This is a genomic window from Brevundimonas sp. (genome assembly GCF_965278935.1).
GTDB lineage: Bacteria > Pseudomonadota > Alphaproteobacteria > Caulobacterales > Caulobacteraceae > Brevundimonas.
On sequence record NZ_OZ257124.1, the window covers coordinates 503,736 to 526,742 of the forward strand.

Annotated in this window: 26 protein-coding genes; 14 read left to right on the plus strand and 12 right to left on the minus strand. The window is 68.3% G+C overall.

All coding sequences use genetic code 11. The features are described 5' to 3' along the window. Positions 1-89 precede the first annotated feature (89 nt). From ACQY68_RS02545 to ACQY68_RS02565, 5 genes are all read right to left on the minus strand, one after another. Entirely contained in the window at positions 90-1,754 is a 1,665-nt protein-coding gene (locus ACQY68_RS02545) for an MFS transporter (RefSeq protein ID WP_428151456.1), read from the minus strand. 186 nt (positions 1,755-1,940) lie between these two features. Next, a complete protein-coding gene (locus tag ACQY68_RS02550) occupies positions 1,941-2,078 on the minus strand; it encodes an entericidin A/B family lipoprotein (RefSeq protein WP_303696671.1) in 138 nt (45 codons plus the stop codon). A gap of 50 nt (positions 2,079-2,128) precedes the next feature. Continuing rightward, positions 2,129-3,970, minus strand: a complete 1,842-nt coding sequence (locus tag ACQY68_RS02555; RefSeq protein WP_428151457.1) for a sensor histidine kinase — start codon at positions 3,968-3,970, stop codon at positions 2,129-2,131. Positions 3,971-3,972: 2 nt separating this feature from the next. Further along, complete coding sequence (locus ACQY68_RS02560) at positions 3,973-4,590, minus strand: sigma-70 family RNA polymerase sigma factor (RefSeq protein ID WP_428151458.1); 618 nt, start codon at positions 4,588-4,590, stop codon at positions 3,973-3,975. After that, complete coding sequence (locus ACQY68_RS02565; RefSeq protein ID WP_428151459.1) at positions 4,587-4,790, minus strand: NepR family anti-sigma factor; 204 nt, start codon at positions 4,788-4,790, stop codon at positions 4,587-4,589. The genes ACQY68_RS02560 and ACQY68_RS02565 overlap by 4 nt, the downstream gene beginning before the upstream one ends. Positions 4,791-5,027: 237 nt before the next feature. On the opposite strand from ACQY68_RS02565, the gene ACQY68_RS02570 reads away from it, so the two are divergent. Beyond that, positions 5,028-5,822: a response regulator gene (locus ACQY68_RS02570; RefSeq protein ID WP_428151460.1), complete on the plus strand. Its 795-nt coding sequence runs from the start codon at positions 5,028-5,030 to the stop codon at positions 5,820-5,822. A gap of 76 nt (positions 5,823-5,898) precedes the next feature. Here the strand turns inward: ACQY68_RS02570 and ACQY68_RS02575 are convergent, their stop codons facing one another. Continuing rightward, entirely contained in the window at positions 5,899-6,228 is a 330-nt protein-coding gene (locus tag ACQY68_RS02575) for a hypothetical protein (protein WP_428151461.1), read from the minus strand. Positions 6,229-6,550: 322 nt separating this feature from the next. Between ACQY68_RS02575 and ACQY68_RS02580 the strand changes: the two genes are divergently transcribed. Next, positions 6,551-7,570 (plus strand): NADP-dependent oxidoreductase, encoded by a 1,020-nt coding sequence (locus tag ACQY68_RS02580; protein WP_428151463.1) that lies wholly within the window; start codon positions 6,551-6,553, stop codon positions 7,568-7,570. Then, the gene (locus tag ACQY68_RS02585; protein ID WP_428151464.1) at positions 7,570-7,977 is read left to right on the plus strand and encodes a MaoC family dehydratase; all 408 of its coding nucleotides are present in this window, start codon (positions 7,570-7,572) and stop codon (positions 7,975-7,977) included. Before ACQY68_RS02580 ends, ACQY68_RS02585 begins: the two co-directional genes overlap by 1 nt. 76 nt (positions 7,978-8,053) lie before the next feature. On the opposite strand, the gene ACQY68_RS02590 is transcribed toward ACQY68_RS02585, so the two are convergent. Both ACQY68_RS02590 and ACQY68_RS02595 read right to left on the minus strand, forming a co-directional pair. Next, positions 8,054-8,866, minus strand: coding sequence for a SapC family protein (locus tag ACQY68_RS02590; RefSeq protein ID WP_428151465.1), 813 nt, complete (start codon positions 8,864-8,866; stop codon positions 8,054-8,056). Positions 8,867-8,949: 83 nt separating this feature from the next. Next, positions 8,950-10,989: a TonB-dependent receptor gene (locus ACQY68_RS02595; protein WP_428151466.1), complete on the minus strand. Its 2,040-nt coding sequence runs from the start codon at positions 10,987-10,989 to the stop codon at positions 8,950-8,952. Between the two features lie 103 nt (positions 10,990-11,092). Between ACQY68_RS02595 and ACQY68_RS02600 the strand changes: the two genes are divergently transcribed. Then, positions 11,093-11,578, plus strand: a complete 486-nt coding sequence (locus ACQY68_RS02600) for a Fur family transcriptional regulator (RefSeq protein ID WP_428151467.1) — start codon at positions 11,093-11,095, stop codon at positions 11,576-11,578. A 38-nt stretch (positions 11,579-11,616) separates the two neighbouring features. Further along, positions 11,617-12,507 (plus strand): alpha/beta fold hydrolase, encoded by an 891-nt coding sequence (locus ACQY68_RS02605; protein ID WP_428151468.1) that lies wholly within the window; start codon positions 11,617-11,619, stop codon positions 12,505-12,507. Position 12,508: 1 nt separating this feature from the next. Here the strand turns inward: ACQY68_RS02605 and ACQY68_RS02610 are convergent, their stop codons facing one another. Next, a complete protein-coding gene (locus ACQY68_RS02610; protein ID WP_428151469.1) occupies positions 12,509-12,850 on the minus strand; it encodes a hypothetical protein in 342 nt (113 codons plus the stop codon). A 114-nt stretch (positions 12,851-12,964) separates the two neighbouring features. Here ACQY68_RS02610 and ACQY68_RS02615 point away from each other — a divergent pair, with 114 nt between their 5' ends. The 9 genes from ACQY68_RS02615 to ACQY68_RS02655 all read left to right on the plus strand — a co-directional run bounded on the left by ACQY68_RS02615 (position 12,965) and on the right by ACQY68_RS02655 (position 20,139). After that, positions 12,965-13,729 (plus strand): electron transfer flavoprotein subunit beta/FixA family protein, encoded by a 765-nt coding sequence (locus ACQY68_RS02615; protein WP_428151470.1) that lies wholly within the window; start codon positions 12,965-12,967, stop codon positions 13,727-13,729. Between the two features lies 1 nt (position 13,730). After that, positions 13,731-14,660, plus strand: a complete 930-nt coding sequence (locus ACQY68_RS02620; protein WP_428151471.1) for an electron transfer flavoprotein subunit alpha/FixB family protein — start codon at positions 13,731-13,733, stop codon at positions 14,658-14,660. A 98-nt stretch (positions 14,661-14,758) separates the two neighbouring features. Then, complete coding sequence (locus ACQY68_RS02625; protein WP_428151472.1) at positions 14,759-15,055, plus strand: autorepressor SdpR family transcription factor; 297 nt, start codon at positions 14,759-14,761, stop codon at positions 15,053-15,055. Further along, on the plus strand, positions 15,052-15,441 hold the full coding sequence (locus ACQY68_RS02630) for an ammonium transporter (protein WP_428151473.1): 390 nt from the start codon (positions 15,052-15,054) through the stop codon (positions 15,439-15,441). Before ACQY68_RS02625 ends, ACQY68_RS02630 begins: the two co-directional genes overlap by 4 nt. A 288-nt stretch (positions 15,442-15,729) precedes the next feature. After that, positions 15,730-17,214: an amidohydrolase gene (locus ACQY68_RS02635; protein ID WP_428151474.1), complete on the plus strand. Its 1,485-nt coding sequence runs from the start codon at positions 15,730-15,732 to the stop codon at positions 17,212-17,214. After that, on the plus strand, positions 17,214-18,566 hold the full coding sequence (locus ACQY68_RS02640; protein ID WP_428151475.1) for an amidohydrolase family protein: 1,353 nt from the start codon (positions 17,214-17,216) through the stop codon (positions 18,564-18,566). Before ACQY68_RS02635 ends, ACQY68_RS02640 begins: the two co-directional genes overlap by 1 nt. A 13-nt stretch (positions 18,567-18,579) precedes the next feature. Then, positions 18,580-19,056, plus strand: coding sequence for a YaiI/YqxD family protein (locus ACQY68_RS02645; protein WP_428151476.1), 477 nt, complete (start codon positions 18,580-18,582; stop codon positions 19,054-19,056). Next, positions 19,053-19,454, plus strand: a complete 402-nt coding sequence (arfB, locus tag ACQY68_RS02650) for an alternative ribosome rescue aminoacyl-tRNA hydrolase ArfB (RefSeq protein ID WP_428151477.1) — start codon at positions 19,053-19,055, stop codon at positions 19,452-19,454. Before ACQY68_RS02645 ends, arfB begins: the two co-directional genes overlap by 4 nt. 79 nt (positions 19,455-19,533) lie before the next feature. After that, positions 19,534-20,139 (plus strand): hypothetical protein, encoded by a 606-nt coding sequence (locus tag ACQY68_RS02655; RefSeq protein WP_428151478.1) that lies wholly within the window; start codon positions 19,534-19,536, stop codon positions 20,137-20,139. Here ACQY68_RS02655 and ACQY68_RS02660 read toward each other — a convergent pair. The 3 genes from ACQY68_RS02660 to ubiB are packed head-to-tail and all read right to left on the minus strand — an operon-like array spanning position 20,136 to position 22,988. Continuing rightward, a complete protein-coding gene (locus ACQY68_RS02660) occupies positions 20,136-20,855 on the minus strand; it encodes a hypothetical protein (RefSeq protein WP_428151479.1) in 720 nt (239 codons plus the stop codon). The two genes, ACQY68_RS02655 and ACQY68_RS02660, sit on opposite strands and share 4 nt — an antisense overlap. Before the next feature lie 38 nt (positions 20,856-20,893). Beyond that, positions 20,894-21,430, minus strand: a complete 537-nt coding sequence (locus tag ACQY68_RS02665; RefSeq protein ID WP_428151480.1) for a hypothetical protein — start codon at positions 21,428-21,430, stop codon at positions 20,894-20,896. A 16-nt stretch (positions 21,431-21,446) separates the two neighbouring features. After that, on the minus strand, positions 21,447-22,988 hold the full coding sequence (ubiB, locus tag ACQY68_RS02670; RefSeq protein ID WP_428152719.1) for a 2-polyprenylphenol 6-hydroxylase: 1,542 nt from the start codon (positions 22,986-22,988) through the stop codon (positions 21,447-21,449). Between the last annotated feature and the right edge of the window lie 19 nt (positions 22,989-23,007).

Here is a 23,007-nt window from a genome sequence, read left to right on the forward strand (position 1 = left end):
TAGGGGCTGGGTTGTCTTGCCGCCCCCACCCGGTCTCCGCTTCGCTTCGACCACCCTCCCCGCAGGGGAGGGAGAGGATCAGTAACGCCTCAGTCGCCGATCGTATGCAGGTCCCGGCCCTTCGTCTCAGGGAGGAACAGCAGGGCCACGACCGCCGCGACCGCCGTGAAGGCGACCGAGTACCAGAGGCCGAAATAGATGTTCCCCGACCAGGCCACGAGGGCGAAGCTGGCGGCCGGGAGCAGGCCTCCGACCCAGCCGGTGCCGACGTTGTAGGGCAGGCTCATGGCCGTATAGCGAACCCGCGTCGGGAACAGCTCGACCAGGGCCGCCGCCTGGGGTCCGTAAACGGCGGTGGCCGCGACCATGAAGACCATCAGGATAGCGAAGACGGCCAGCAGGTTGATGCGCTCCGGGTCGGCCTTCGCCGGATAGCCGGCCTCGGTCAGGGCCGCCTTGACGCGGGTATCGACGTCGGCGCGGGCGGTCTTCAGGGCGGCGGCGTCAAGGCCGACGCCTTCGACCGAGGCGATCTCGACCGTGCCGATGCGGACGGCGGCGAGCGACCGGGGCGCGGCGGCGAGGTTGTCGTAGCTGACGCCCGCGTTGGACAGGACGTTCTTGGCCAGGTCGCAGGATGAGGCGAAGGCGGTCTTGCCGACCGGATCGAACTGGACCGCGCAGGTGGCGGGGTCAGCGATCACGGTAACGGGCGCAGACGCCTGGGCCTGGGCCAGCGCCGGGTTGGCGGCGTTGGTCAGGGCGTGGAAACCGGGGAAGACGGCGATAAGGAACAGGGCCATGCCGCCGACCATCACGGGCTTGCGACCCACGCGATCCGACAGCCAGCCGAAGAAAACATAGAGGAAGGCCGAGGCCACGGTGATGGCCAGGATCAGGCCGTCGACGGTCGAAACCTCGACCTTGAGCACCCGCTCCATGAAGAACCGCGTGTAGAAATAGCCCGCGTACCAGACGGCCCCCTGGGCGAACATGATGCCGACCAAGGCGATCAGCACGAACTTGCCGACCTTCCAGGTGCCGAAGCTCTCCTTGAACGGGGCCTGACGCTCGGTGCTTTCGGCCACCATCCGCTTGAAGGCGGGGCTCTCGTGCAGTTTCAGACGGATCCACAGGCTGATGATCAGCAGCAGGGACGACAGCAGGAAGGGGATGCGCCAGCCCCAGGCGTCGAAGGCCTCGGCCCCCAGAATCCAGCGGGTGATCAGGATGACGGTCAGCGCCATGATCAGGCCGATCGCGGCCGTGGTCTGGATCCAGCCCGTCAGGAAGCCGCGCTTCCTGGCCGGAGCGTGTTCGGCGACATAGATCGCGGCGCCGCCATACTCGCCGCCCAGGGCGAACCCCTGCAGGACCCGCATGAACAGCAGCAGGATCGGAGCGGCGATGCCGATCTGGCCGTAGTCGGGCAGCAGGCCGATGGCGACGGTAGCGACCCCCATCAGGGAGATGGTGACGAGGAAGGTCGTCTTGCGTCCGGTCTTGTCGCCGAACCAGCCGAACACGAGGGCCCCCAACGGCCGCACGACGAAGCCGACGCCGAAGGTGAGCAGGGCCAAGATGTAGGAGGTCGCTTCGCCGACATCGGCATAGAAGTGGCGGGCGATGATGGTCGTCAGCGAGCCGAAGATGAAGAAGTCGTACCACTCGAACGCTGTGCCTGCGGCCGAGGCCGCGACGACGGTCTTCAGACCCGGTTCGCCCGAGTCATGTCCGGTGGTCGTGTCAGTCATCGTCTTCCCCGCCTGCATGATCGCGGACGTCGTCTGGCGGACGCCTCGCGCTCAACCTAGCGGCGTGGCCCGCGAGGGCAAGCGGTCAAGAGCGCCGCAGACAAGCAAAGGCCCGCTGGACGGGGCGACCAGCGGGCCTTCTTCACCGTTCCGCGTCTCTGACGAGATCGCGACCCGGAAACAGGATCAGTTCTTTGCTTCTTCGGCAGCGCCGGTGACGGCCTGGCCTGCGGCCGAGGTATCGCGGCCCACGCCCGAGATGGTGTTGCAGGCGGCGGTGGTCAGGGCGGCGGCGGCGGCGATCAGTACGAAAATCTTGCGCATGGAAAACTCCTGAAACTGGCGGGCGGAGAGGAGGTCCGTCCTATGGGAGATCAACGCGATGTGCGGCTGAGGGTTCCAGGCCTGACGGGCGCGTCGCTGGGCTTCAGATCGTCGGGGTTGGTCGGGACCACGGCCTCGGGCGTGGCGAAGATCATGCGGGCGATCGTGCCGCCGCCGGGGGCCGGCAGAAGCTCGGCCTCGCCGCGCAGCTGTTTGGCGAAGGCGCCCATCAGGGTGCGACCGACCCCGCTGCGGACGGCCTCGTCGGACGAGCCCGGGCCGTCGTCCTGGACCTCAAGCGTCGAGGTGTCCCCGTGGACGCGGAAACGAACCTGAAGCGACCCGCCGCGGCCGGCGAAGGCGTGCTTCTGGGCGTTCGTGATGGCCTCGACGAGCCAGAGCGCGAGCGGCGCCAGCTTGTCGGGATCGACCACAAGGCTGTCGGCGTCGATCGAGGAGGTGACGGTGAAGCCGCGCCCGGATTCCGAGGCCACCATCTGACCGACCAGCTCGGTCATGAACTCGCGGGCGTCGGCGTGGCGGATGTCGTCGGACTGGTAGAGGGTGCGATAGATCAGGGCGAGGGCCGAGATGCGCTGGCGCGTGTCTCCGAGCGCCGCCCTGGCCGGCTCGTCCTTCAGGGCCCGTTGCTGCATCGACAGCAGGGACGAAATGATCTGCAGATTGTTCTTCACCCGGTGATGGATCTCGCGCATCAGCGCGTCCTTCTCCGACAGGCTCTCGTTGAGGGAGCGATCCCGGGCGGCGATGGCCTCCGCCAGTTCGTCGAGCGTCTGGGCCAGAAGGCGGATCTCGGCGGGGGCGTGGGCGGCCTGGACCGGCCGGACCGAATAGCGGCCGCGGGCGTAGAGGGCGGCGATCCGCTCCAGATAGTCGAGCCAGCGCACCACGATTCGCTCGGACACCAGCATGACCGCGGCGAAGGCGGTGAGCCAGGCGGCCAGCGGCAGGATCAGGACGCCGATCGGGTTCAGCCGCGCCCATGACAGAAGGCCCGGCGAAGGGGCGGAGATGACCACATAGACATCGCGACCCGCCAGAGCCGCCCCGGCATAGTCGCGATGCTCGCCGGCGGCGTCGTCGGCCTCGAACACCGAAGACTGGCCCTCGCGGGCGCGTTCGACCCAGCCCAGCAGGCCGGGACCCTCATCGAAGGTGAAGGCGCGGATGTCGGTGGAGACAAGGACGCGACCCGCGGCGTCGGTCAGCGCGGCCTGGGCGTCGTCTGGCAGGGCGGGATCGGTGATGTCGGGTTGCAGTTCGGCGAGGGGCAGGACAGCCGCCATGGCGCCGGCGAACACGCCGCGCGGTCGCTCCCACCGGACGCCGACGACAAGGGCCGGGGTGTCGCTCAGGTCGGAGGACGCGCGCGCCAGGGCGATGGTCTCGCCCCCCCTCAACCGCTGGAACCAGGACTCGTCGGCGAAGACCGGGCCGTTGGCGACCAGGGGCGTCGGCCGCGAGTCGCAGACAATCTGACCGCCCGTTCCGATCCGGTAGAGGGCCCCGTAGTCGTCGAGGCGCTGGACGAGGCCGGCCAGACGGGGGCCGCAGACCGGAGCGGAGGACTCTGGCGCCAAGGCCGAGAGCAGGGTGGAGGCGGCGTCGAGCCGGAACCGGGCCGCCTCGGCCGTGCGTTCGGCGGCGAACTGCAGGTCGGCGCGGCGATCCTCGGCCTGGCGCCTGAACTCGACCTGGGCCTGGAAGGCGCCAAGCAGCAGGATCGGCAACAGGGCGATGGCCATGGCCAGACCCAGACGGAAGCGAATCCCCTGGACGCGTGGTTTCGAGACTCCACGCGCCCAGAATCGTCCGAGAGAGGAGGCGGCGCGCCGGGCGATGCGGCCCCGCGCGGGCCCGTTGGGAACCATGATCAGCCTTGTTGTCGCGCGCCGCTCAGACGGTCGGCGTCGGCGAGGATAGATCGCATCGCGTCACCGGCCGCACGGCCGTCACGGCCGTAGCCGCCCCGTTCGAGGGTGGCCTGCAGGGCCTTGCGGGCCCGGCTGACCCGGCTCTTCACCGTGCCGACGGCGCACTGGCAAATCTCGGCCGCCTCTTCGTAGGCGAAGCCGCCCGCGCCGACGAGGATCAGGGCTTCGCGCTGTTCCTCGGGCAGGGTGTTGAGGGCCTGACGCAGTTCATCCAGGGCCACGGGAGCTTCAGGATCGTCGACCGCGACCAGCGTCCGTTCGGCGGCTTCCTGGTCCAGCTGGGAGGATCGCCACGAGCGGCGCTTCTCCGAATAGAACTGGTTGCGCAGGATCATGAAGGTCCACGCCTTCATGTTGGTGCCCATCTGGTAGCTGGCCCGGGCATCCCAGGCCTTCATCATGGCGTCCTGCGCCAGATCGTCGGCGGCGGTCGGATCGCCCGTCAATGTCCGGGCGAAGGCGCGCAGATGCGGGATCAACTGGACGAGTTCGCGCTTGAACCCTTCGTCGTCGGCGGAGGGCGGCTTGGGCGCGGTCGAGCGGCCGGAGACGCTCACGCCTTGTTCTCGTCGGTGGCGCGCTGGTCGGCGCGACGCAGGATCTCCAGAAACTCGTCCGGGACCGGCTCGTTGACGACCTCATCGAACATGTGGCGCAGCTTCACGCCGATGGCCTGCTGGCGCAGGCGCGCCTCCTCCAGCGGCGGTTCGCCGCCGGCAGGTTTGAGCTTTCGCCCGGAGTCCGAAGAATCGATCATGTATGTCTGCGCCGCCAATCGTTGATCTCATTCACGGGTACGCGCCGGCTTTATACGCACCGGGCTTGTTGTTCAGCCCCGTCAACGTCGCGGACGAACGCCGGTTCCGTGCCTGGTTCATTTTATGGTGAAGCTAAATCGAGACGGCCGGGAACCGTGGCGGTAGTGATACGTTCGGTCATCCAAGCGGGTCGCCATGGACGACACGCATCGTCGATTTGTCGGGGACTACCTAACATGAGCCTACTGGCCAGACTTGCGCCGCACCTGCCCTACGTCCGCCGTTACGCGCGGGCCCTCACGGGCGATCAGGCGACGGGCGACAACTATGTGCGCGTCGCCCTGGAGGCCCTGGCCGCCGGCGAACGCCAGCTGTCGCCGGACATGACGCCCCGGGTGGCGCTGTACCATGTGTTTCATACCATCTGGTCCACGACCGGCGCCCAGCTGGAAGACACCAGCGGCATCGAGGGCCAGAGCGACGCCTCCAGCCGGCTGATGCGGATCGCCCCGCGCTCGCGCCAGGCCTTCCTGCTGACCGCTCTGGAAGGGTTCACGCCTTCCGAAGCCGCCCAGATCCTGTCGGCCGACGCCCATTCGGTCGAACGGCTGATCGGCGACGCCCAGGCCGAAATCGACGCCGAACTGGCCACGGACGTCCTGATCATCGAGGACGAGGCCATCATTTCGGCGGATATCGAAAGCCTCGTCCGCGAACTCGGTCACAACGTCACCGCCACGGCGACGACGCATGACGAGGCCGTCGATGCGGTCGCCCGTCACCGTCCGGGTCTGGTCCTGGCCGACATCCAGCTGGCCGACGGCTCGTCGGGCATCGATGCGGTCAAGGACATCCTCAAGAAGTTCGACGTGCCGGTGATCTTCATCACCGCCTTCCCCGAGCGCCTGCTGACCGGCGAGCGCCCCGAACCGACCTTCCTGATCACCAAACCCTTCCAGCCGGAAACGGTGAAGGCGGCGATCTCGCAGGCCCTCTTCTTCCACCCAACCCGTCAGAAGGAAGCCGCCTGAGTTTCAGGCGGTCTCCTACGACCAGCAAAAAGCCCCGCCGGATCGCTCCGGCGGGGCTTCTTTCTGTCCGGGTCGCTCAGTTGGCGGGCGGATTGACGTTGGGAGCCGTAGTAGCCGGGGTGGGCGCGCCCGTGGCGTCGGTCGGAGCCGTCGGCGTCGGCGGGCCGGAGTTGTCGAAGGCCGCCGCATCGACGGCCTGGTCGCCGTTGTTGGCGTTGGTCGTCGCGAAACCGCCGTTGGACACGAACCACATGCCGAGCAACAGGATGGCCGCCGCGCCCGCCGACACGATCAGCAGCAGCAGGATGCGTTTTCCGGGCCGGGCACCCCGAACGTACTGGGCGTCGACAGGTCGGCCCTCGTGGACCGCGTCGGCCGCTTCGGAATGGGGATCGTGATGGGTCATGGCGCTGCCTTCCGACGATGAAATCTCAGGTTCCGACAACGCTTCGGCCAGCGTGGCCGTTCCGTCAGGACCGCCTGCTGCGAGAAAGAGGAAAAAACTTCGCCGAACCGGGGAACGGTTGTCGAATGACGTCGTTCTCAATCCGTGGAGGCGGCGACGCCCCCCCGACTTGGACCGGCCACAGCTGGTCCTGCCGTCTCCACGCCTCATTCTCGATGATGCCACTTCAAGCCGATCCCGACGGGATCGGCTTTTTCTTTGCCTTGGCCGCAGGCTGGGCCATGATGCGGGTCTGCAAAAGAAACCAACCGGAGACGACGCCATGGCCCTGACCAACCGCCAGTGGGTGCTGCGCCAGAGGCCGCAGGGTCTGATCAAGGACGATGATCTGGAGCTGGTCTCCAACGTCGTGCCGGAGCTGAAGGACGGCGAGGTTCTGGTCCGCACCATCTATCTGTCGCTGGATCCCACCAACCGGACCTGGATGAACGACGCGGTCGGTTATCTGCCGCCCGTCGGTCTCGGCGAGGTGATGCGCGGTCTGACGCTGGGCGTCATCGAGCAGTCGAAGTCGGAGCGGTTCAGGGAGGGCGACCTCGTCACCACGGCCATGGGCGGCTGGTCCGACTATGGCGTGGTGCCGGATACGGGCGTCAGCCGCGTGCACCGCGCGCCGGGCATGCCGCTGACGGCGAACATGTCGGTGCTGGGCATGACGGGTCTGACCGCCTGGGCCGGCGTCACCGACGTCCTGAGGCCCGAGCCGGGTCAGGTCATGGTCATCTCGGCCGCGGCCGGCGCCGTCGGCTCGATCGCGGGCCAGATCGCCAAGCAGAAGGGCGCCCATGTCATCGGCATCGCCGGCGGCCCCGAGAAATGCCGCTGGCTGACCGGGGAACTCGGGTTCGACGCCGCCATCGACTACAAGAACGAGGATGTCGGCGAGGCGCTGGACCGTCTGGCGCCCAACGGCGTCGACCTGAATTTCGAGAACGTCGGCGGCGACATCATGGTCGCGGTGTGGAACCGGCTGAACATCCACGCCCGCATGGCCGTCTGCGGCATGGTCTCGGCCTACAACGCGACGAAGCGCCCGCCCTCGCCGGACCTCAGCCGCCTGATCACCCACCGGATGACCATGCAGGGCTTCCTCGTCATGGACTATTCGCCGCGCGCGAAGGAGTTCGTGGCCGAGGTCGGGCCGTGGCTGGCCTCGGGCAAGGTGCAGTGGAAGGTCCACGTCGACAACGGTCTGGAAGGCGCGGTCACGTCTCTCAACCGTCTGTTCACCGGCGACCACGACGGCAAGCTTCTCGTTCGCGTCTCTGAAGAACCAGCCTGATGAGCGATCCGCTCCACACCCATTTCGAGGACCTCGAGGTCGGTCAGGTGCTTCAGCTCGGCGCCTGCGCCGTGGACGAGGCGGCGATCGAACTGTTCGTGGCGCATTTCGCGCCCGGCTGGGACGCGGCCTATGGCGCGCCCGACGCCCTGGTCTATGCGTTGTGGAGCCGGCTCGCGTCGGACAAGGCGGCCGGCTGGGCCCAGTCCAAACTTCTGGCCGTCGACGGCCTGCGCTTCATGCGCAATCCGCCCGCAGGCGAGCTGCTGCGGGGCCGGATGACAGTGATGGGAAAGGACCCCGTGGGCGACGAAAAGGGCATCGTCATCGCCCAGCACGACCTGCTCGACGAGGGCGGTCGGCTGGTGTTTTCCTGCCTGACGCGTGGGGTGTTCGTTCGCAGGTAGGGGGCTAGGTATTGGGGACCAGGGACTAGAGCAGGCGAGAATCTCGTTCCTGATCCCTAGTCCCTATTCCCTTATCTTAAGCGTTACCGACGACTTCGCCGTTGACGATCTCGCCGTTGTCGTTCGCGCGCTGGAAGGCCAGGGCGATCAGGCGGTCCCAGCCGAGCAGGGACACCAAGTGGGCGTAGATCTGGCCCAGGGCGCCGTTGTCGCGCAGTTCGACCAGCTTCTCGGCCGGCAGGGCCTTCAGCTTCTCTTCCGAGACGGCGAAATAGTCGGCCAGCTTCTGGGGCTGACCCGGCTCGCCACGCTCGTTGCGGGGCGTGAACACGGCTTCGCGCACGTCGAACAGGTCCAGATCGGTCAGCAGCTTGACGAAGCTGTCGGTGCGCTGGCGCTCCTGCTCGAAGTTGTTGCAGAACTCCATGGCCTGGTTGACGTAGTCCGAGGGCTTGCCGTCCTCGAACAGCGGAGCCTGGCCGCCTTCGACGATGAAGGGGGCGTCGCGGTCGATGCAGAGGATCAGGCGCTGGTTCTGCGGATCGTTGGCGAAGACGAACGGATAGCGACGGACGTAGGCCGGGATGTAGGCCTCGGGGCGGAAGTCGCCCTTGGCGGTCACATACAGGTTCTCGGACTGGCGCAGGCCCATGACGGCGACGGGCTGCTTCGAGTCGCCGAGGAAGACGACCGGGTAGCTGAGGGCGGCCGGGGCGAACTCGGTCACGGTCAGCGGCACGACGTGCGACTGGGCGACGAAGGCGTAGGGCTTGTCGACCGGGTTGACGCCCAGCTTGCCGTGCAGGTCGCTCGAGAGCGGCTCGGGCTTGCCGTAGAACAGGACGTTGCCGTCGAGGCCGGCGTCTTGGGGTGCAGTGGTGTCGGTCATGAACGCGAGAGCTCTGGGAATGACGGAAAGGCGGGCCTTCTAGCGGAACCGGCCCGCCGCCGCAAACCGATGCTCCTGTAAAGCTAGAACCGGTAGGTGACGCCGACCCGCAGGTTCCGTCCGGCCTGGGGCGCGATGTCCTTGAGGAAGGAGGCGTGTTCCCGCGCCTCCTCGTCCGTCAGGTTGTGGACCTCGGCGAAGACGGTGACGTTGCGGTCGGCGAACGGCCGGATCGAGCCCGACAGATTGACCAGGGTGTAGCCGTCGGTCGGCAACTCGAAGGCGGCGGTCTCGTCCTGTTCGCCGACGTGGCGGACCTCCAGCTGCGTGTCCCAGTTCGCATCGGTCCAGGTCAGGCGACCGGTGATCGAATACGGCGGGATGCGCGCGGCGGGCCCGAGGTCGGTATCGGCCTTCACATAGTCGGCGGCGGCGCCGAGCTTCAGGCTGCGCTCGCCCGATTCCCACAGGGCATAGTCGCCCTCCAGCTCGAAGCCGGTGAAGGTGGCGTCGGTCTGGACATAGGCGAAGATCGGGAAGGGCTCGCCGTCGAAGTCGAAATCGGCGCCGGTCGGGCGCTGGTCGATGAAGCCGTCGTATTTGGCGCGGTAGACGTGCAGGTCGCCGTCCAGCGGACCACGCGACAGGTGGACCGTGCCCTCCAGGGTCAGGACCTTCTCCGAATCCAGCGTCGGGTCGCCGAGTTCGTAGGCGGCGGTGGCGACGTGGACGCCGTCGGCGAACAGTTCGACCTCGCTGGGCGCTCGCTCGCTGGACGACAGGCTGAGGCCCAGGAACAGGCCCTGCGCGGGTTTCAGGAAGACCGAGCCGGAGGCGGACCAGTTGTCGAACTGGCGGTCGACGTTCGTCGCGCCGCCGATCGGTGTGGCGGACAGTTCGCGGCGGTCGTAGCGGACGCCGCCTTCGAAGCCATAGCCGCCGAGATCCAGACGCTGGACCGTGTAGAGCCCCGTCTCCTTGATGGTCGTGGCGGGGACGAAGGCTTCCTCGCCGATGGCGTCGAAGTCGCGATCCAGAACCTGGACCCCGACCACGCCCTGCCAGCCGTCGCGCTGGCGCTGGATCAGTTCGGCCCGGCCCTCGTAGCCCGAGGACTGGAAGATGGTGCCGACCTCGGGGCCCTCGAACTCGGTGTGCTCGTAGTCGGCGTAGCCGGCCGAGAGGTTGAATGACTGGAACCAGTCCGTGTCGATGTCGCGTCTGGCCCGGAAGTCGTAGCGCGTCTGTTCGAGGTCGATGGTGACCTCGGGCTCGGCCACAGTGCCGTAGTTCGATTGCGTGTTCTTGATCGAGACCCCGACGAAGCCGCGGTCGTCGACGTACGACACGCCGGCGCCGACCTGTTCGATCTCGGCGAAGGAGTTGACCACGGTCCCGGCGTCGTCGCGCGCGATGCCCTCGGCGGTTGCGAGACGCTGCGAGATGGCCGAGCCGGGGATATCGTAGTCGCCACTGTCGCGCTTGAAGCCGTCCACGGTCAGGACGAACGGACCGGCGTTGGCGGCCAGACGCGCGCCGAGGCCATAGCCTTCGTCGACGCTCGAATACTGGGTGGAGACATGGCCGTCGACGCCGCCCTCGACCGCATGGGTCGGGATGCGTTCGTCGAGGATGTTGACCACCCCGCCGATGGCCGAGCCGCCGAAGGTCAGGGTCGAGGGGCCGCGCACGACCTCGATCCGGTTGGCCTCGGCCGGGTCGACGGCGACCTGGTGGTCGGGCGAGACGGCGGAGGCGTCGATCATGCCCAGGCCGTTGGTCAGAACCTGAACGCGCGGGCCGGACAGGCCGCGGATCACGGGACGGCTGGCGCCCGGGGCGAAGCTGGAGGACCGCACGCCGGGCAGGCCGGCGACCAGATCGCCGAGCGTCTGGACCGGGGCGACGGCCAGGGCCTGTTCATCGATCACGTCCACGGCGACGAGGCTGGCGTTGTCGGTGACGCCGAACGGGCGGCCCGTGACGATGACGTCCTCGACCGCGTCGGCGTCCTGCGTCGGCGGCGCGCTTTGGGTCCCGGTCTGGGCATGGGCCACGCTGCCCAGAGCGAGGGCCGAGGCGGCGGCGAGAAGGACGGAACGGGACAGGCAGACAGGACGCATGACGATCTCTCGGGGAGGAGGAGAGTGAGTGTTATGAGATAACATCACGTACAGTCAAGCGGCCACGGTTGCGATGGGGCTTAAGGCAGCCTAGCTCTGGGGCATGGCGTCCCACTGCGACCACGATCACCACGAGACCGGCCTGAGCGTCGGAGAGATCGATCGCGCCCTGGCTGCGGCCGAGGCGCGCTGCGTTCAGCAGGGCGAGCGGATGACCGCGCCGCGCAAACGGGTGCTGGAGTTGCTGCTGCAGGCCGGCGAGGCCGTGAAGGCCTATGACCTGATCGCCCGCTATGGCGCCGACGGCGTCGCGGCCAAGCCGCCGACGGTCTATCGCGCGCTCGAGTTTCTCGAAAAGACGGGGATGGCGCATCGCATCGCCTCGATCAGCGCCTATGTCGCCTGTTCGGTCGGGGACCGGGCCCATGCCGCCGCCTTCCTGATCTGCGACTGCTGCGGCGCGACCGAGGAGGTCACTCCGCCAGAGGGCGAGGCCCTGCAACAGGCCGCGACCGCCGCCGGCTATGCGCTGGAGCGAACCACGATCGAGGGCCACGGCCGATGCCCCGCGTGTCGCGTCGCGGCATGACGCTGGCGCCGGGAGCCGCGACTCCCTAGGTTTGGCGTATGGACGCTGCCCGGCTCTCCCCGCCCCGCCGCATGACCGTGCCCATCGACAACCGATGGGGCGCCGGAGACATGTCGGTGCTCGATTTCGGCGATCCGAAGCGGCCGGTCGATCTGATCTTCTGTCACGCCAACGGCTTCAACGCCCAGACCTACCGCTCCATCCTGGCGCCCCTGGCCTCTTCCCTGCGCATCCTGGCGCCCGACCTGCGCGGCCATGGCGCGACGACCTTGCCCACCCACCGTCAGGGCCGGAAAGGCTGGCAGGATCACCGTGACGATCTGGTCTCCCTGCTGGAGACGCTGGACGGCCCGCCGGTGGTCCTGGCCGGTCACTCGATGGGCGCGACGAGCGCCATCCTCGCCGCCGCCGAGCGCCCAGCGCAGGTGTCGCAGGTGGTCGCTCTGGATCCGGTGATCTGGAAGCGGTGGATGGTGGCGGCCTTGCAACTGCCCCTTATTGGTCGACTGCCCGGCCACATTCCGCTGGTGAAGGGCGCGCTCAGGCGTCGCGCCCGGTTCGACAGTCGCGAACAGGCCCTGGCCGCCTACCGAGGGCGCGGGGCCTTCAAGGGCTGGTCCGACATCATGGTGGTCGATTACCTCGGCGCCGGCCTGACCGGGGACGGCGACGGGTTCGTCCTGACCTGCCCACCCGAATGGGAGGCGTCCAACTATTCGGTCCAGGGCCACGACCCGTGGAAGGCGATGCGCGACAGCGGCCGACCGGTCCGCATCCTGAAGGCCGGGATCCATTCGACCTGCGCGGTCGAGGCCGCGCCGCGCGGCCTGCCCCTCGTCACGGTCGAGACCGTCGAGGGCGGGACTCATTTCTTCCCGATGCTGCGCCCCGATATCGCCCGCGACGCCCTGTTCGACGCCGCCGTCTAGGTCACTTGCCGGTCTTGGCGGCGTAGTCGGCCCGGTCGCGTTCCGTGGCGGCGGTCCGGGCGGCCTTCTCGGCGGCCAGACGATCCTCGATCGCCAGCAGTTCGCGGTTCTGCTCGTCCGAGGCCTGGGCCCGCGTCACGCCGGCCGGACGTTTGGTGATATCCGGCAGATAGATCGGCTGAACGCACTCGCGTCCCTCTTCGTACCACCAGCGTCCGCTCTGCTCGCACCGGTCGGCCGGCGCGACATAGAAGCGCTGGAAGGCGAAGGCTCCGGCGACGAAGACGGCGAACAGCCCGAAGAAGAGGATCGACAGGCGGCGCATGGTCAGGAAGCGGTTCATCGAATTTCCACTCGCGGCGAGCGTGCAAGTTCACGTCGCGTTACGTTGACAGGCTCCTTCGCCCGTTCCATTCCCTGCCGCAACATTCCGGCGATCCTAAGGACTGGCAAGCACATGAAGGTTCTCGTCCCCGTCAAACGGGTGATCGACTATAACGTCAAGGCCCGCGTCAAGGCGGACCAGACCGGCGTCGATCTGGCCAACGTCAAGATGAGCATGAATCCGTTCGACGAAATCGCCGTCGAAGAGGCGGTTCGTCTGAAGGAAGGTAAGGAGCACCACGCCGCGGGTACGGTGACCGAGATCGTCGTCGTCTCCATCGGCGTGACCCAGGCCCAGGAAACCATCCGCACGGCCCTGGCCATGGGCGCCGATCGCGGCATCCTGATCCAGTCGGACGCCGACCTTGAGCCCCTGGCCGTCGCCAAGCTGCTGGCCGCCGTCGTGGCCGAAGAGAAGCCGGACCTGGTCCTGATGGGCAAACAGTCCATCGACGGCGACAACAATGCGGTGGGCCAGATGCTGGCCGCCCTGCTCGACTGGCCCCAGGCCACCTTCGCCGCGAAGATCGAGATCGCCGGCGGCTCGGCCAAGGTCACGCGTGAAGTCGACGGCGGCAACCAGACGCTTTCGGCGCCCCTGCCGGCCGTGATCACGGTGGACCTGCGCCTCAACACGCCGCGCTACGCCTCCCTGCCGAACATCATGAAGGCCAAGAAGAAGGAGATCGCCGTCAAGGCGGTCGCCGACTACGGCGTCGATGTCGCCGACCGTCTGAAGGTGCTCAAGGTGACCGCCCCGCCGACCCGCTCGGCCGGGATCAAGGTCGCCGACGCGGCCGAACTGGTGTCCAAACTCAAGACCGCGGGAGCCCTCTGACATGGCCGTCCTCGTCATCGCCGATCACGACGGCTCGACCGTCCGCGACAGCACCAACAAGACCGTGACCGCCGCCCTGGCCCTCGGTTCGGACGTCGACGTTCTGGTCGTCGGTTCTGGCGCCAAGGCCGCCGCCGATGCGGCCGCCAAGATCGCCGGCGTCCGCAAGGTCCTGCTGGCCGAGAGCGGAGAGCTGGGTCACCAGCTGGCCGAGGCCGTGACCGCGACCGTCGTCGGTCTGGCCGCCGGCTACGACGCGATCCTGTCGCCCGCCTCCATGGACGGCAAGAACTTCATGCCGCGCATCGCCGCCAAGCTCGACGTCGCCCCGATCTCGGACATCGTCGAGGTCGTCTCGGCCGACACCTTCGTGCGCCCCATCTACGCCGGCAACGCGCTGGAGACCGTCCAGTCGTCAGACGCCAAGAAGGTCATTACGGTTCGCCCGACCGCCTTCGCTCCCGCCGCTGACGGCGGCTCGGCTTCGGTCGAGACTGTCGCCGGTTCGGACGCAGGCAAGGCCGCCTTCGTCGGCGAGGAGATGGTCAAGTCGGATCGCCCCGAACTGGGCGCCGCCAAGATCGTCGTCTCCGGCGGTCGCGCCCTCGGTTCGGCCGAGGAATTCCATGCGGTGATCGAGCCCCTGGCCGACAAGCTCGGCGCCGCCGTGGGCGCCTCGCGCGCCGCCGTCGACGCCGGTTACGCCCCGAACGATTATCAGGTCGGCCAGACCGGCAAGGTCGTGGCGCCGGGTCTCTACATCGCCGTCGGCATCTCGGGCGCCATCCAGCACCTGGCCGGGATGAAGGACTCCAAGATCATCGTCGCCATCAACAAGGACGCCGACGCCCCGATCTTCCAGGTCGCGGATTTCGGCATCGTCGGCGACTACAAGACCGTCGTTCCGGAGCTGATGGCCGCTCTGGGCTAGGGCTTCACGACCGACATCGAACAGGGCGCGGGCCGCAGGGTCCGCGCCCTTTTTCATGCCTGCTTGACTCATTTCGATCTTTAGCTAACTATCGATTCATGAGCTCAGTGTTCAAGGCCCTTTCCGATCCGACGCGCCGTCGGGTGCTTCAGCTTCTTCGTCAGGGGCCGATGACGGCCGGCGACCTCAGCGACCGGTTCGACGTCTCGAAACCGACCATGTCCGCCCACTTCGCCGTGCTCAAGGAGGCCGATCTGGTCCACGCCGAAAAGGCCGGGAAGTCGGTCATCTATCACCTCAAGCTCTCGGTGCTCGAGGAGGCTCTTCTGGGCTTCGTCCATTCATTCGGCCTCGACGCGGAGCCGTCGACGCCCACAAAGGAGTCTGCGAAATGAACAAGGACCTGATCAACAGCCTCGCTTGGGCCGGCGGCATCGTCGCCCTCGCTGTCGGCTGCAGCGTCGCCCGTCATCTCGGTTATCTGGATCAAGAGACGACCCTGCGCATCGTGCTGGGCGTCACCGGCCTGATGATCGCCGCACAGGGCAATCGAATTCCCAAGACCTTCGTGCCCGGCGCCGGCGCTCGGAAGGCCCAGCGCGTGACCGCTTGGTCGATGGTGCTCAGCGGGCTCGTCTACGCCGGGGCGTTTGTGTTTGCGCCGACGATGACGGCGGCGGTCGTGATCGGGTGCGGTGCGATCATCATCGGGATGGCGGTCACCTTCGGCTACTGCCTGTCGCTGCGAAACGGGTCGCGACTGTCGAAGACTCAAAACTGAGTCGTCTCGAAGAATTTTAATCAGGAGCGCGCCATGCCGCTGCGTCGTAATCCAAGCCACCGGTGGTTCATGCGTGGTATCGGTGGCGCGTTTTTGCCGCGCACTTGGGAGGGTTCGGCTATCATAGGCTTGGCGGTGCTGGTTATTGTCGGGCTGATCGCTGTCCTCGGCTAAAGCATCCGAAGCATCTTACGGATCCGTAATATTTCCGGCTTTGACGTGCGACGCCTGAAGCTTTTGTAATCCGCCCCGTTCCGCGCCGTCGGCGCGACAGGGGAGCGTCCATCCATGATCCGTCACGCCTTGCGGGGGCCCAGCCTCGCCGTCGTCGCCTGCGCGCTCGCGCTGGCCAGCTGCGCCACCACGGATACGGCCAGCCCGCCTGCCGCCGACGGCTCCAGTTCCGCGCCCCGCGAACGGACCCTAGCCCGGGGTCTCGACTATGCCGCCAACCTCGACCCCTATCCCTCGACCTATCAACCCCTGCCCCGTGACAATGTCGCCATCGTCGGCGGCACGGTCCTGACCGGCACGGACCAGAAGATCGAGAACGGCGTCGTCCTGATGTCGGACGGCAAGGTCGAGGCGGTCGGACCGGCCTCGACGCCCGTCCCCGCCGGCTACCGCGTCGTCGATGCGCGTGGCCGTTACGTGACCCCGGGCGTCATCGACGTGCACTCCCACCTCGGCGTCTATCCCTCGCCCGGCGTCAGCGGCATGAGCGACGGCAACGAAGCGACCAGCCCGAACACCGCCCAGGTCTGGGCCGAGCACTCGATCTGGCCTCAGGATCCCGGCTTCAACACCGCCCGCGCCGGCGGCGTGACCACCCTCCAGATCCTGCCCGGTTCCGCCAACCTGTTCGGCGGCCGCTCGGTGACCGTGCGCAACATTCCTTCGATCTCCATGCAGGGGATGAAGTTCCCGGGCGCCCCCTACGGCGTGAAGATGGCCTGCGGCGAGAACCCGTCGCGCGTCTATGGCGGCCGCAACCAGTCGCCGGCCACCGGCATGGGCAATGTCGCCGGCTACCGCGCCGCCTTCATCGCCGCCCAGGACTATCGCGAGAAATGGGACAAGTGGCGCGAGACGGGCGAGGGCTCGCCCCCGACCCGCAACCTGCAGAACGAGACCTTGGCGGGCGTGCTGGACGGGTCGATCATGGTCCAGAATCACTGCTACCGCGCCGACGAAATGATGGTGATGCTCGATATCGCCAATGAGTTCGGCTACCGCGTCACCGCCTTCCACCACGCCATTGAGGCCTACAAGATCGCGCCGCAACTGGCCGCCGCCGGTGTCTGCGCCGACATGTGGACCGGCTGGTGGGGCTTCAAGATGGAGGCCCTCGACGCGGTCGAGGAGAACGCCGCCCTCGTCGACGCGGCCGAGGGCTCCTGCGCCGTCATCCACTCCGACGACGCCCAACTGACCCAGCGCCTCAATCAGGAAGCCGCCGCCGCCCTGGCCGCCGGTCGTCGCGCCGGGCTGAACATCAGCGATGAGCACGCGATCAGCTGGATCACCTCCAACGCCGCGCGTTCGATCGGCATCGGCGACCAGACCGGCTCGCTGGAGGCCGGCAAACGCGGCGATGTCGTGATCTGGAGCGCCAGTCCGTTCTCGATCTACGCCCGCGCCGATCAGGTCTTCATCGACGGGGCCCTGACCTTCGACCGCTTCGACCCGCGCTATCAGCCTGTGTCCGACTTCGAGCTGGGCCAGCCCGGCTTCGGCCTGACCGCCGCCACCGTCAACGAGGGAGCCCGCTGATGCGTCGTCTCGCACTGATCTCGCTGGCGGCGCTCGCGCTGTCGGCCATGCCCGCCCTGGCTCAGGTCACCGCCATCACCGGCGGCCGGGTCCTGACCGGGACCTCGGTGATCGAGAACGGCACCGTCGTGATTTCCGGCGGCCGGATCGTCTCGGTCGGAACCGGCGCGGCCCCGACCGGCGCCCGTGTCATCGACGCGCGCGGCAAGGTGGTCACGCCGGGCTTCGTCGCGGTCGATTCCGGCCTCGGCCTGACCGAGATCTCCTCCGTCGACGGGTCCGATGACCAGTCCAACTCGGCCAACACCATCTCGGCCTCGTTCGACGTCAGCTACGGCCTCGATCCGTGGTCGATCGCCATCCCGGTCGCGCGTCTGGGCGGTATCACCCGCGCCATCGTCGTGCCGAACCATCCGGGCGGCTCGGGCGGGCACCAGCATCAGGACGACTCGGACTTCGCTGGCGCCGGCGACAGCGGCTTCCAGTCGCCCGGCCTGTTCGCCGGCACGGCCTCGGTCATCCATCTGGCCGCCGGGACCGACATCCTGGTCCAGCCGCGCGTGGCCATGGTCGCGCCTTTCGGCGAGGCCGGAGCGGGCGTCGCCGGTGGGGCGCGCGGCGCCGAGTTCACCCAGTTCAAGGAAACCTTGGCCGAGGTCCGCCTCTACGCCCGCAACAAGGCCGCCTACGACCGCGCGGCCCTGCGCGACCTCAGCCTGTCGCGCGCCGACCTTGAGGCCCTGATCCCCGTCGCCAACGGGACAATGCCCCTGATCGTCACCGTGCACCGCGCGGCCGACATCCAGCAGGTCCTGCGTCTGGGTCGCGAGGAGGGGGTCAAGCTGATCCTCGACGGCGCCGAGGAGGGCTGGCTGGTCGCCGCCGACATCGCCGCCGCCGACGTCCCGGTCCTGCTGAACCCGATCTCCAACCTGCCCGGCAATCTCGAGATGCGGGCGGCGCGGATGGAGAACGCGGCGGCCCTGAACGCGGCGGGCGTCGTCATCGCCATCAAGGGCAACGAAGGCTCGGTCCACCGCGCCCGCGAGGCCCGCTACAACGCTGGCAACGCCGTGTCCCACGGCCTGCCGTTCGAGGCGGCGATCGCGGCCCTGACGGTCAATCCGGCGCGCATCTTCGGCATGGAAGGCCAGTTCGGCGAACTGCGCGCGGGCGCGGCGGCCGACGTCGTCGTCTGGTCCGGCGATCCTCTGGAGCCCCTGTCGTCGGTGACGGCGGAGTTCATCAACGGCCAGGAACAGTCCCTGACCAGCCGCCAGATCCTGCTTCGCGACCGCTATCGCAACGGCGGACGTCAGGCCGGGGGGATGCCGGTCGCCTACGGACAGTGATATGGGGCCGGGCATGAACCCGGCCCCATCCTCCGCCCCCCGCATCTTCATCGACGCCGACGCCTGTCCGGTGAAGGACGAGGTCTATCGCGTGGCGGCCCGCTACGGCCTGCATGTTTTCGTGGTCTCGAACAGCTGGATCAATACGCCACGCGAAAAGTGGATCGAGCAAATCGTCGTCGATGCCGGCCCCGACATCGCCGACGACTGGATCGCCGAGCGTGCGGGACCGGGCGACATCGTCATCACCGCCGACATCCCGCTGGCCGACCGCTGCCTGAAGTCCGGGGCCCAGGCGTTGAAGTCGAACGGCCAACCCTTCACGGCGGACTCCATCGGCTCTGCGCTCGCAGGCCGGATGGTCGGCGAGCATCTGCGCTCCATGGGTGTCGCCACCTCCGGCCCGCCCCCGTTCGGGCCGAAGGATCGCTCCGCCTTCCTGCAGGCGCTCGATCAGGCCGTGGTTCGGGCGAAACGCGTGCCCCGATGACCACCATCCCCGAGAGCGAGCTGGAGTTCCATTTCTACCGCGCCGGCGGACCGGGCGGCCAGAACGTCAACAAGGTCTCGACCGCCGTGCAGATGCGGTTCGATGCGAAGAACTCGCCCTCGCTGAGGGAGCCCGTGCGCGAACGTCTGATGAAACTGGCGGGCAGTCGTCTGACGCTCGACGGCGTCATCCTGATCACAGCCGTCCGGCACCGGACCCAGGAACGCAACCGCGCCGACGCCATCGAACGGCTTCAGGACCTGGTCGACAAGGCCACGATCGCCCCGACCTATCGCGTCCCCACCCGCCCCACGCGGGCGTCGAAAGAACGTCGTCTGCAGGCCAAGTCGGGACGGGCCACGATCAAGAACGGACGCGGCAAGCCGGCGCTGGATTAAGCCTGTTCACATCAGCTTTGCGGGAACGACTGCGAAGCTCGGCCATTTTCCCTCCGACCCTCACCGACGGAGTACTGGCATGCGCATACCCGCCCTGGCGTTTTTCGGATGCGTGGTTCTGGCGGGGTGCGGCCCCCAGACGCCCGAGAAGGATCGGCCCAATCCCGGCACGCCGGCCCAGGTCGCGACTGCGCCGACGGCCCCTGTGGCGAACGGCAATCAGGCCCTGATCGACGCCACGCCCCAAGCCTCCCTGAGCCAGGAACAGCGCGCCCAGCTGCGTGAACTGGCCAAGAGCTATATCGAAAAGGCGGCCGAGGAGAATACCCGGGGCTTCACTGCCGTGAGTGGCGTCGAGGACGAGGTCGTCGCCCTGCAACCCACCCAAATTCACGCCTGGACCGTCCAGCTGCAGCGCGGCCAGACGTATCGGATCATCGGCGGTTGCGACAACGAATGCACCGACATGGACTTCGAGCTGCTGGACGCGACCGGCAAGATCGTCGAGCGCGACACCCTGCCGGACAGCTTCCCCATCATCAACGTCGCGCCGCCGGCGAACGGCGCCTACACCGTCCGCTTCGTGATGAAGACCTGCACCATCGGCCCCTGCTACGCGGCCGCGCGTCTGTACCACCAGACCGGTTCGACCCAGGCGCCGTCCGGACCCGCGAACGCGGCCTAACGCGGGCCGCGATCCATCATCTGCTGCAGCGGCGTGCGCGGCAGGGTGGCGAGGGTCAGGACGCCGTCATGGTCGGTGTCCAGGGCGAGGAACCAGCGCTCCGTCGCCTGCGCCCATTCCTGAGCCGTCACGGTCTGGTTGGTGTCGAGGTCGGCGGCCTTGACCGGCTGCGGGTAATTGAAGAAGCCGGCCGCGGCGATGGGTCCATAGGCCAGCGGTCCCGTCGGCACGCGCTGGCGGGGACCGCTGCGGCTGCCCTGTTGCTGGGCGGGTTCGGCGAGGCCCAGGGCCATGCCGCCGCCGAAGCCTTCCAGACGCCGTCCCGGCATGCGGCGCGGCCCCTCCATGCCCGGCAGACGGGCGCGAGCCTGGGCCAGGTCCTCTTCATAGGCGGCGATCTCGTCGGGGGTCAGCCGGTCGTCGCGACGGACGTCGAGCGTACGGAACTGGCGGACCCCGTCGGCCGTGAATTCCTCCAGCGTCACTTGGCCGTCGCCGTCGGCGTCGGCGCCGGAGAACCAGGCGGCGACGGGCCAGGGCTCGCCGGGTTCCGACAAGAACAGCTCGCCGAAGGGGCTGACGAACAGGCCGGGCCTCGGTTCCTGAGGGCCGCCAAAGCCTCCCGGCCCGCCGGGGCCTCCCATCGGGCCTCCCGGACCCGGGGCGCAGCTGGACAGCACGACGAGGCCTAGGGCGGCGAGGGAAAGGCGCTTCATGCTTCGGTTCCGGGGAGGAGGTGAGGGTCGAAAGAGGATCAGGCGCCGGGCGCGGCCGGCTCGGAGGATTCGGGCGGCGCCTCACGGAAGCGGACCGCGGCGACCAGTCCGCCCTCTTCCAGCCCGACCTGCCACTGGGTGGCGGCGTTGTCGAAGATCACCAGGAACTGGCCGACGCCGTTCGTCGCCCCCTGGGGCTCGATCGACTGGACCGCGCCATAGCCCCGGATGAGCCGGGAGTAGTCCGCCAGCTGGCCGTTCAGCTGGGTGGCGACGCCGGGGGTGAACAGCCGCTCGTCGATGTCGGCGGCGCGGAACTGTTCGATGACGGCGCGCAAGGCGCCCTCGGCCATCTCGGTGTCGGTGACCTGGGCCGCCGGCGCGGCCGGCAGGGGTGTGACCGGTGTGGGCTGGGCGACGGGGCCGTCGAAGGTGTTCGGGATCGTCGCGGCGCCTACCGTGGGCGCAAGGGAGCGGCTCTGGTTCAGGGACTGGGTCGGCGTCGTCTGGGCCAGCACGGGACCTGCGGCCGCGAGGGCGAAAACGAGTGCGGCGGTCTTGATCGAAACGGTCATGCGAACTCCGGCGGTGTCAGCCCACAATCCCGGGCCAAAGCGACACAATGAGGGCGGCCGCCGAAAGGCTGGTCGCGATCACGACACAGACGGCCAGCCAGGTCGGGGTTCTCACCCGCTCGACGATGACGGTCTGGCTCGTCGGCGGTTCCTGCACGAGCCGCGACAGGGCGCGCGCGCCGGACAGGATTTCGCGCAGGCCGTCGCGGACCTGGGCCTTGGGTCCCAGTTCGCGGGTGATCCATCGCTCCACCACCGGCTGGGACGCGGCCCACAGGTCGTGATCGGGATTCAGCCGACGCGCCACCCCCTCGACCGAGACCATGGTCTTCTGCAGCAGGATCAGTTCGGGTCTCAGATGCATGTCGAACAGGGCGGTGATCTCGAACAACTGGCCCAGCAGCCGGCCCATCGAAACCTGCGACGCGGCCCGGCCGATCACCGGCTCTCCGACCGCGCGCAGGGCTTGGGCGAAGGCCTCGACGCTGTGATGCGGCGGCACGTAGCCGGCCTCGAAATGCACCCGGGCGATGCGCGGATAGTCGCGGGTCAGGAAGCCCCACAGGATCTCGGCGAGATAGCGTCGCTCGCCCGGATTCAGCCGCCCGATGATGCCGAAGTCGACAGCGGTCAACTCGGCGGGCGCGGAGGCGAACAGGTTGCCCTCGTGCAGGTCGGCGTGGAAGGTCCCGTAGTCCAGCGCCTGGACCAGGAAGGCGCGCACGACGTTGTCGGCGAGCGCATTGATGTCCATGCCCGGCTGCTCGACTGCCGCCGGGTCGGTCATCGGCAGACCCTGCGCCCACTCCAGCGTCAGAACCCGTTTGCCGACCCCGTCCCAGACCACCTTGGGCGCCGACATGTGTGCCCCGTCGGCCCGGGCCTTCTCCATGATGTCGTGCAGTTCGGAGGCGGCCGCCGCCTCCAGCCGCATGTCGAGCTCGAGATACATCGACCGGGCGACCGTCTCGACGAAGGCCTCGGGCTCCAGTCGACGCGCGGCCGGGACCATCCGGTGCACCAGACCGGCGGCCAGACGCATGGCGTCCAGACCCTTGACCACGCGCCGCTCGACTCCGGGCCTCAGCACCTTGACCGCCACCTTGCGCCCGTCGGCCAGCCAGGCCGGATGGGCCTGGGCCAGAGACGCCGCCCCGATGGGATCGCCGAAATCGCTGAACAGGCTCTCGACCGGTCGCCCCAGCGACCGTTCGATCTCGCGGCGCGCCTCCTCGGTCGGGAAGGGCGGCAGCTTGTCCTTCAGACGGCCCAGGTCGCGGGCGAACGCGATGCCGAAGATGTCGGCACGCGTGGCCATGACCTGACCGAGCTTGATCGCCACGGGCCCCAGGGTCTCGAACGCCCGGCCCAGCCTCTGGCCCGGTCGGCCGTCGCGGCCCTCGCGCCCGGCGAACAGATGCACGAACCCCGCCAGCAAGCGCGCCCAGGCGGGCAGCAGGGGCGTGATCTCGCGCGGCAACAGGGCGTCGTGCCGGGCCAGGGCGGCGCCCCAGCGGATCAGCCGCCAGGTCGCGCCCAGCGGGTCGCGCACCGCCACGGTCGGCGGCGGCGCGGGC

Excerpts from the sequence above, each read along its gene's own strand:
- ACQY68_RS02545 (WP_428151456.1), bottom strand. The coding sequence starts at position 1,754 with ATGACTGACACGACCACCGGACATGACTCGGGCGAACCGGGTCTGAAG.
- ACQY68_RS02550 (WP_303696671.1), bottom strand. The coding sequence starts at position 2,078 with ATGCGCAAGATTTTCGTACTGATCGCCGCCGCCGCCGCCCTGACCACC.
- ACQY68_RS02555 (WP_428151457.1), bottom strand. The coding sequence starts at position 3,970 with ATGGTTCCCAACGGGCCCGCGCGGGGCCGCATCGCCCGGCGCGCCGCC.
- ACQY68_RS02565 (WP_428151459.1), bottom strand. The coding sequence starts at position 4,790 with ATGATCGATTCTTCGGACTCCGGGCGAAAGCTCAAACCTGCCGGCGGC.
- ACQY68_RS02570 (WP_428151460.1), top strand. The coding sequence starts at position 5,028 with ATGAGCCTACTGGCCAGACTTGCGCCGCACCTGCCCTACGTCCGCCGT.
- ACQY68_RS02575 (WP_428151461.1), bottom strand. The coding sequence starts at position 6,228 with ATGACCCATCACGATCCCCATTCCGAAGCGGCCGACGCGGTCCACGAG.
- ACQY68_RS02580 (WP_428151463.1), top strand. The coding sequence starts at position 6,551 with ATGGCCCTGACCAACCGCCAGTGGGTGCTGCGCCAGAGGCCGCAGGGT.
- ACQY68_RS02585 (WP_428151464.1), top strand. The coding sequence starts at position 7,570 with ATGAGCGATCCGCTCCACACCCATTTCGAGGACCTCGAGGTCGGTCAG.
- ACQY68_RS02590 (WP_428151465.1), bottom strand. The coding sequence starts at position 8,866 with ATGACCGACACCACTGCACCCCAAGACGCCGGCCTCGACGGCAACGTC.
- ACQY68_RS02595 (WP_428151466.1), bottom strand. The coding sequence starts at position 10,989 with ATGCGTCCTGTCTGCCTGTCCCGTTCCGTCCTTCTCGCCGCCGCCTCG.
- ACQY68_RS02600 (WP_428151467.1), top strand. The coding sequence starts at position 11,093 with ATGGCGTCCCACTGCGACCACGATCACCACGAGACCGGCCTGAGCGTC.
- ACQY68_RS02605 (WP_428151468.1), top strand. The coding sequence starts at position 11,617 with ATGGACGCTGCCCGGCTCTCCCCGCCCCGCCGCATGACCGTGCCCATC.
- ACQY68_RS02610 (WP_428151469.1), bottom strand. The coding sequence starts at position 12,850 with ATGAACCGCTTCCTGACCATGCGCCGCCTGTCGATCCTCTTCTTCGGG.
- ACQY68_RS02615 (WP_428151470.1), top strand. The coding sequence starts at position 12,965 with ATGAAGGTTCTCGTCCCCGTCAAACGGGTGATCGACTATAACGTCAAG.
- ACQY68_RS02620 (WP_428151471.1), top strand. The coding sequence starts at position 13,731 with ATGGCCGTCCTCGTCATCGCCGATCACGACGGCTCGACCGTCCGCGAC.
- ACQY68_RS02625 (WP_428151472.1), top strand. The coding sequence starts at position 14,759 with ATGAGCTCAGTGTTCAAGGCCCTTTCCGATCCGACGCGCCGTCGGGTG.
- ACQY68_RS02630 (WP_428151473.1), top strand. The coding sequence starts at position 15,052 with ATGAACAAGGACCTGATCAACAGCCTCGCTTGGGCCGGCGGCATCGTC.
- ACQY68_RS02635 (WP_428151474.1), top strand. The coding sequence starts at position 15,730 with ATGATCCGTCACGCCTTGCGGGGGCCCAGCCTCGCCGTCGTCGCCTGC.
- ACQY68_RS02640 (WP_428151475.1), top strand. The coding sequence starts at position 17,214 with ATGCGTCGTCTCGCACTGATCTCGCTGGCGGCGCTCGCGCTGTCGGCC.
- ACQY68_RS02645 (WP_428151476.1), top strand. The coding sequence starts at position 18,580 with ATGAACCCGGCCCCATCCTCCGCCCCCCGCATCTTCATCGACGCCGAC.
- arfB (WP_428151477.1), top strand. The coding sequence starts at position 19,053 with ATGACCACCATCCCCGAGAGCGAGCTGGAGTTCCATTTCTACCGCGCC.
- ACQY68_RS02655 (WP_428151478.1), top strand. The coding sequence starts at position 19,534 with ATGCGCATACCCGCCCTGGCGTTTTTCGGATGCGTGGTTCTGGCGGGG.
- ACQY68_RS02660 (WP_428151479.1), bottom strand. The coding sequence starts at position 20,855 with ATGAAGCGCCTTTCCCTCGCCGCCCTAGGCCTCGTCGTGCTGTCCAGC.
- ACQY68_RS02665 (WP_428151480.1), bottom strand. The coding sequence starts at position 21,430 with ATGACCGTTTCGATCAAGACCGCCGCACTCGTTTTCGCCCTCGCGGCC.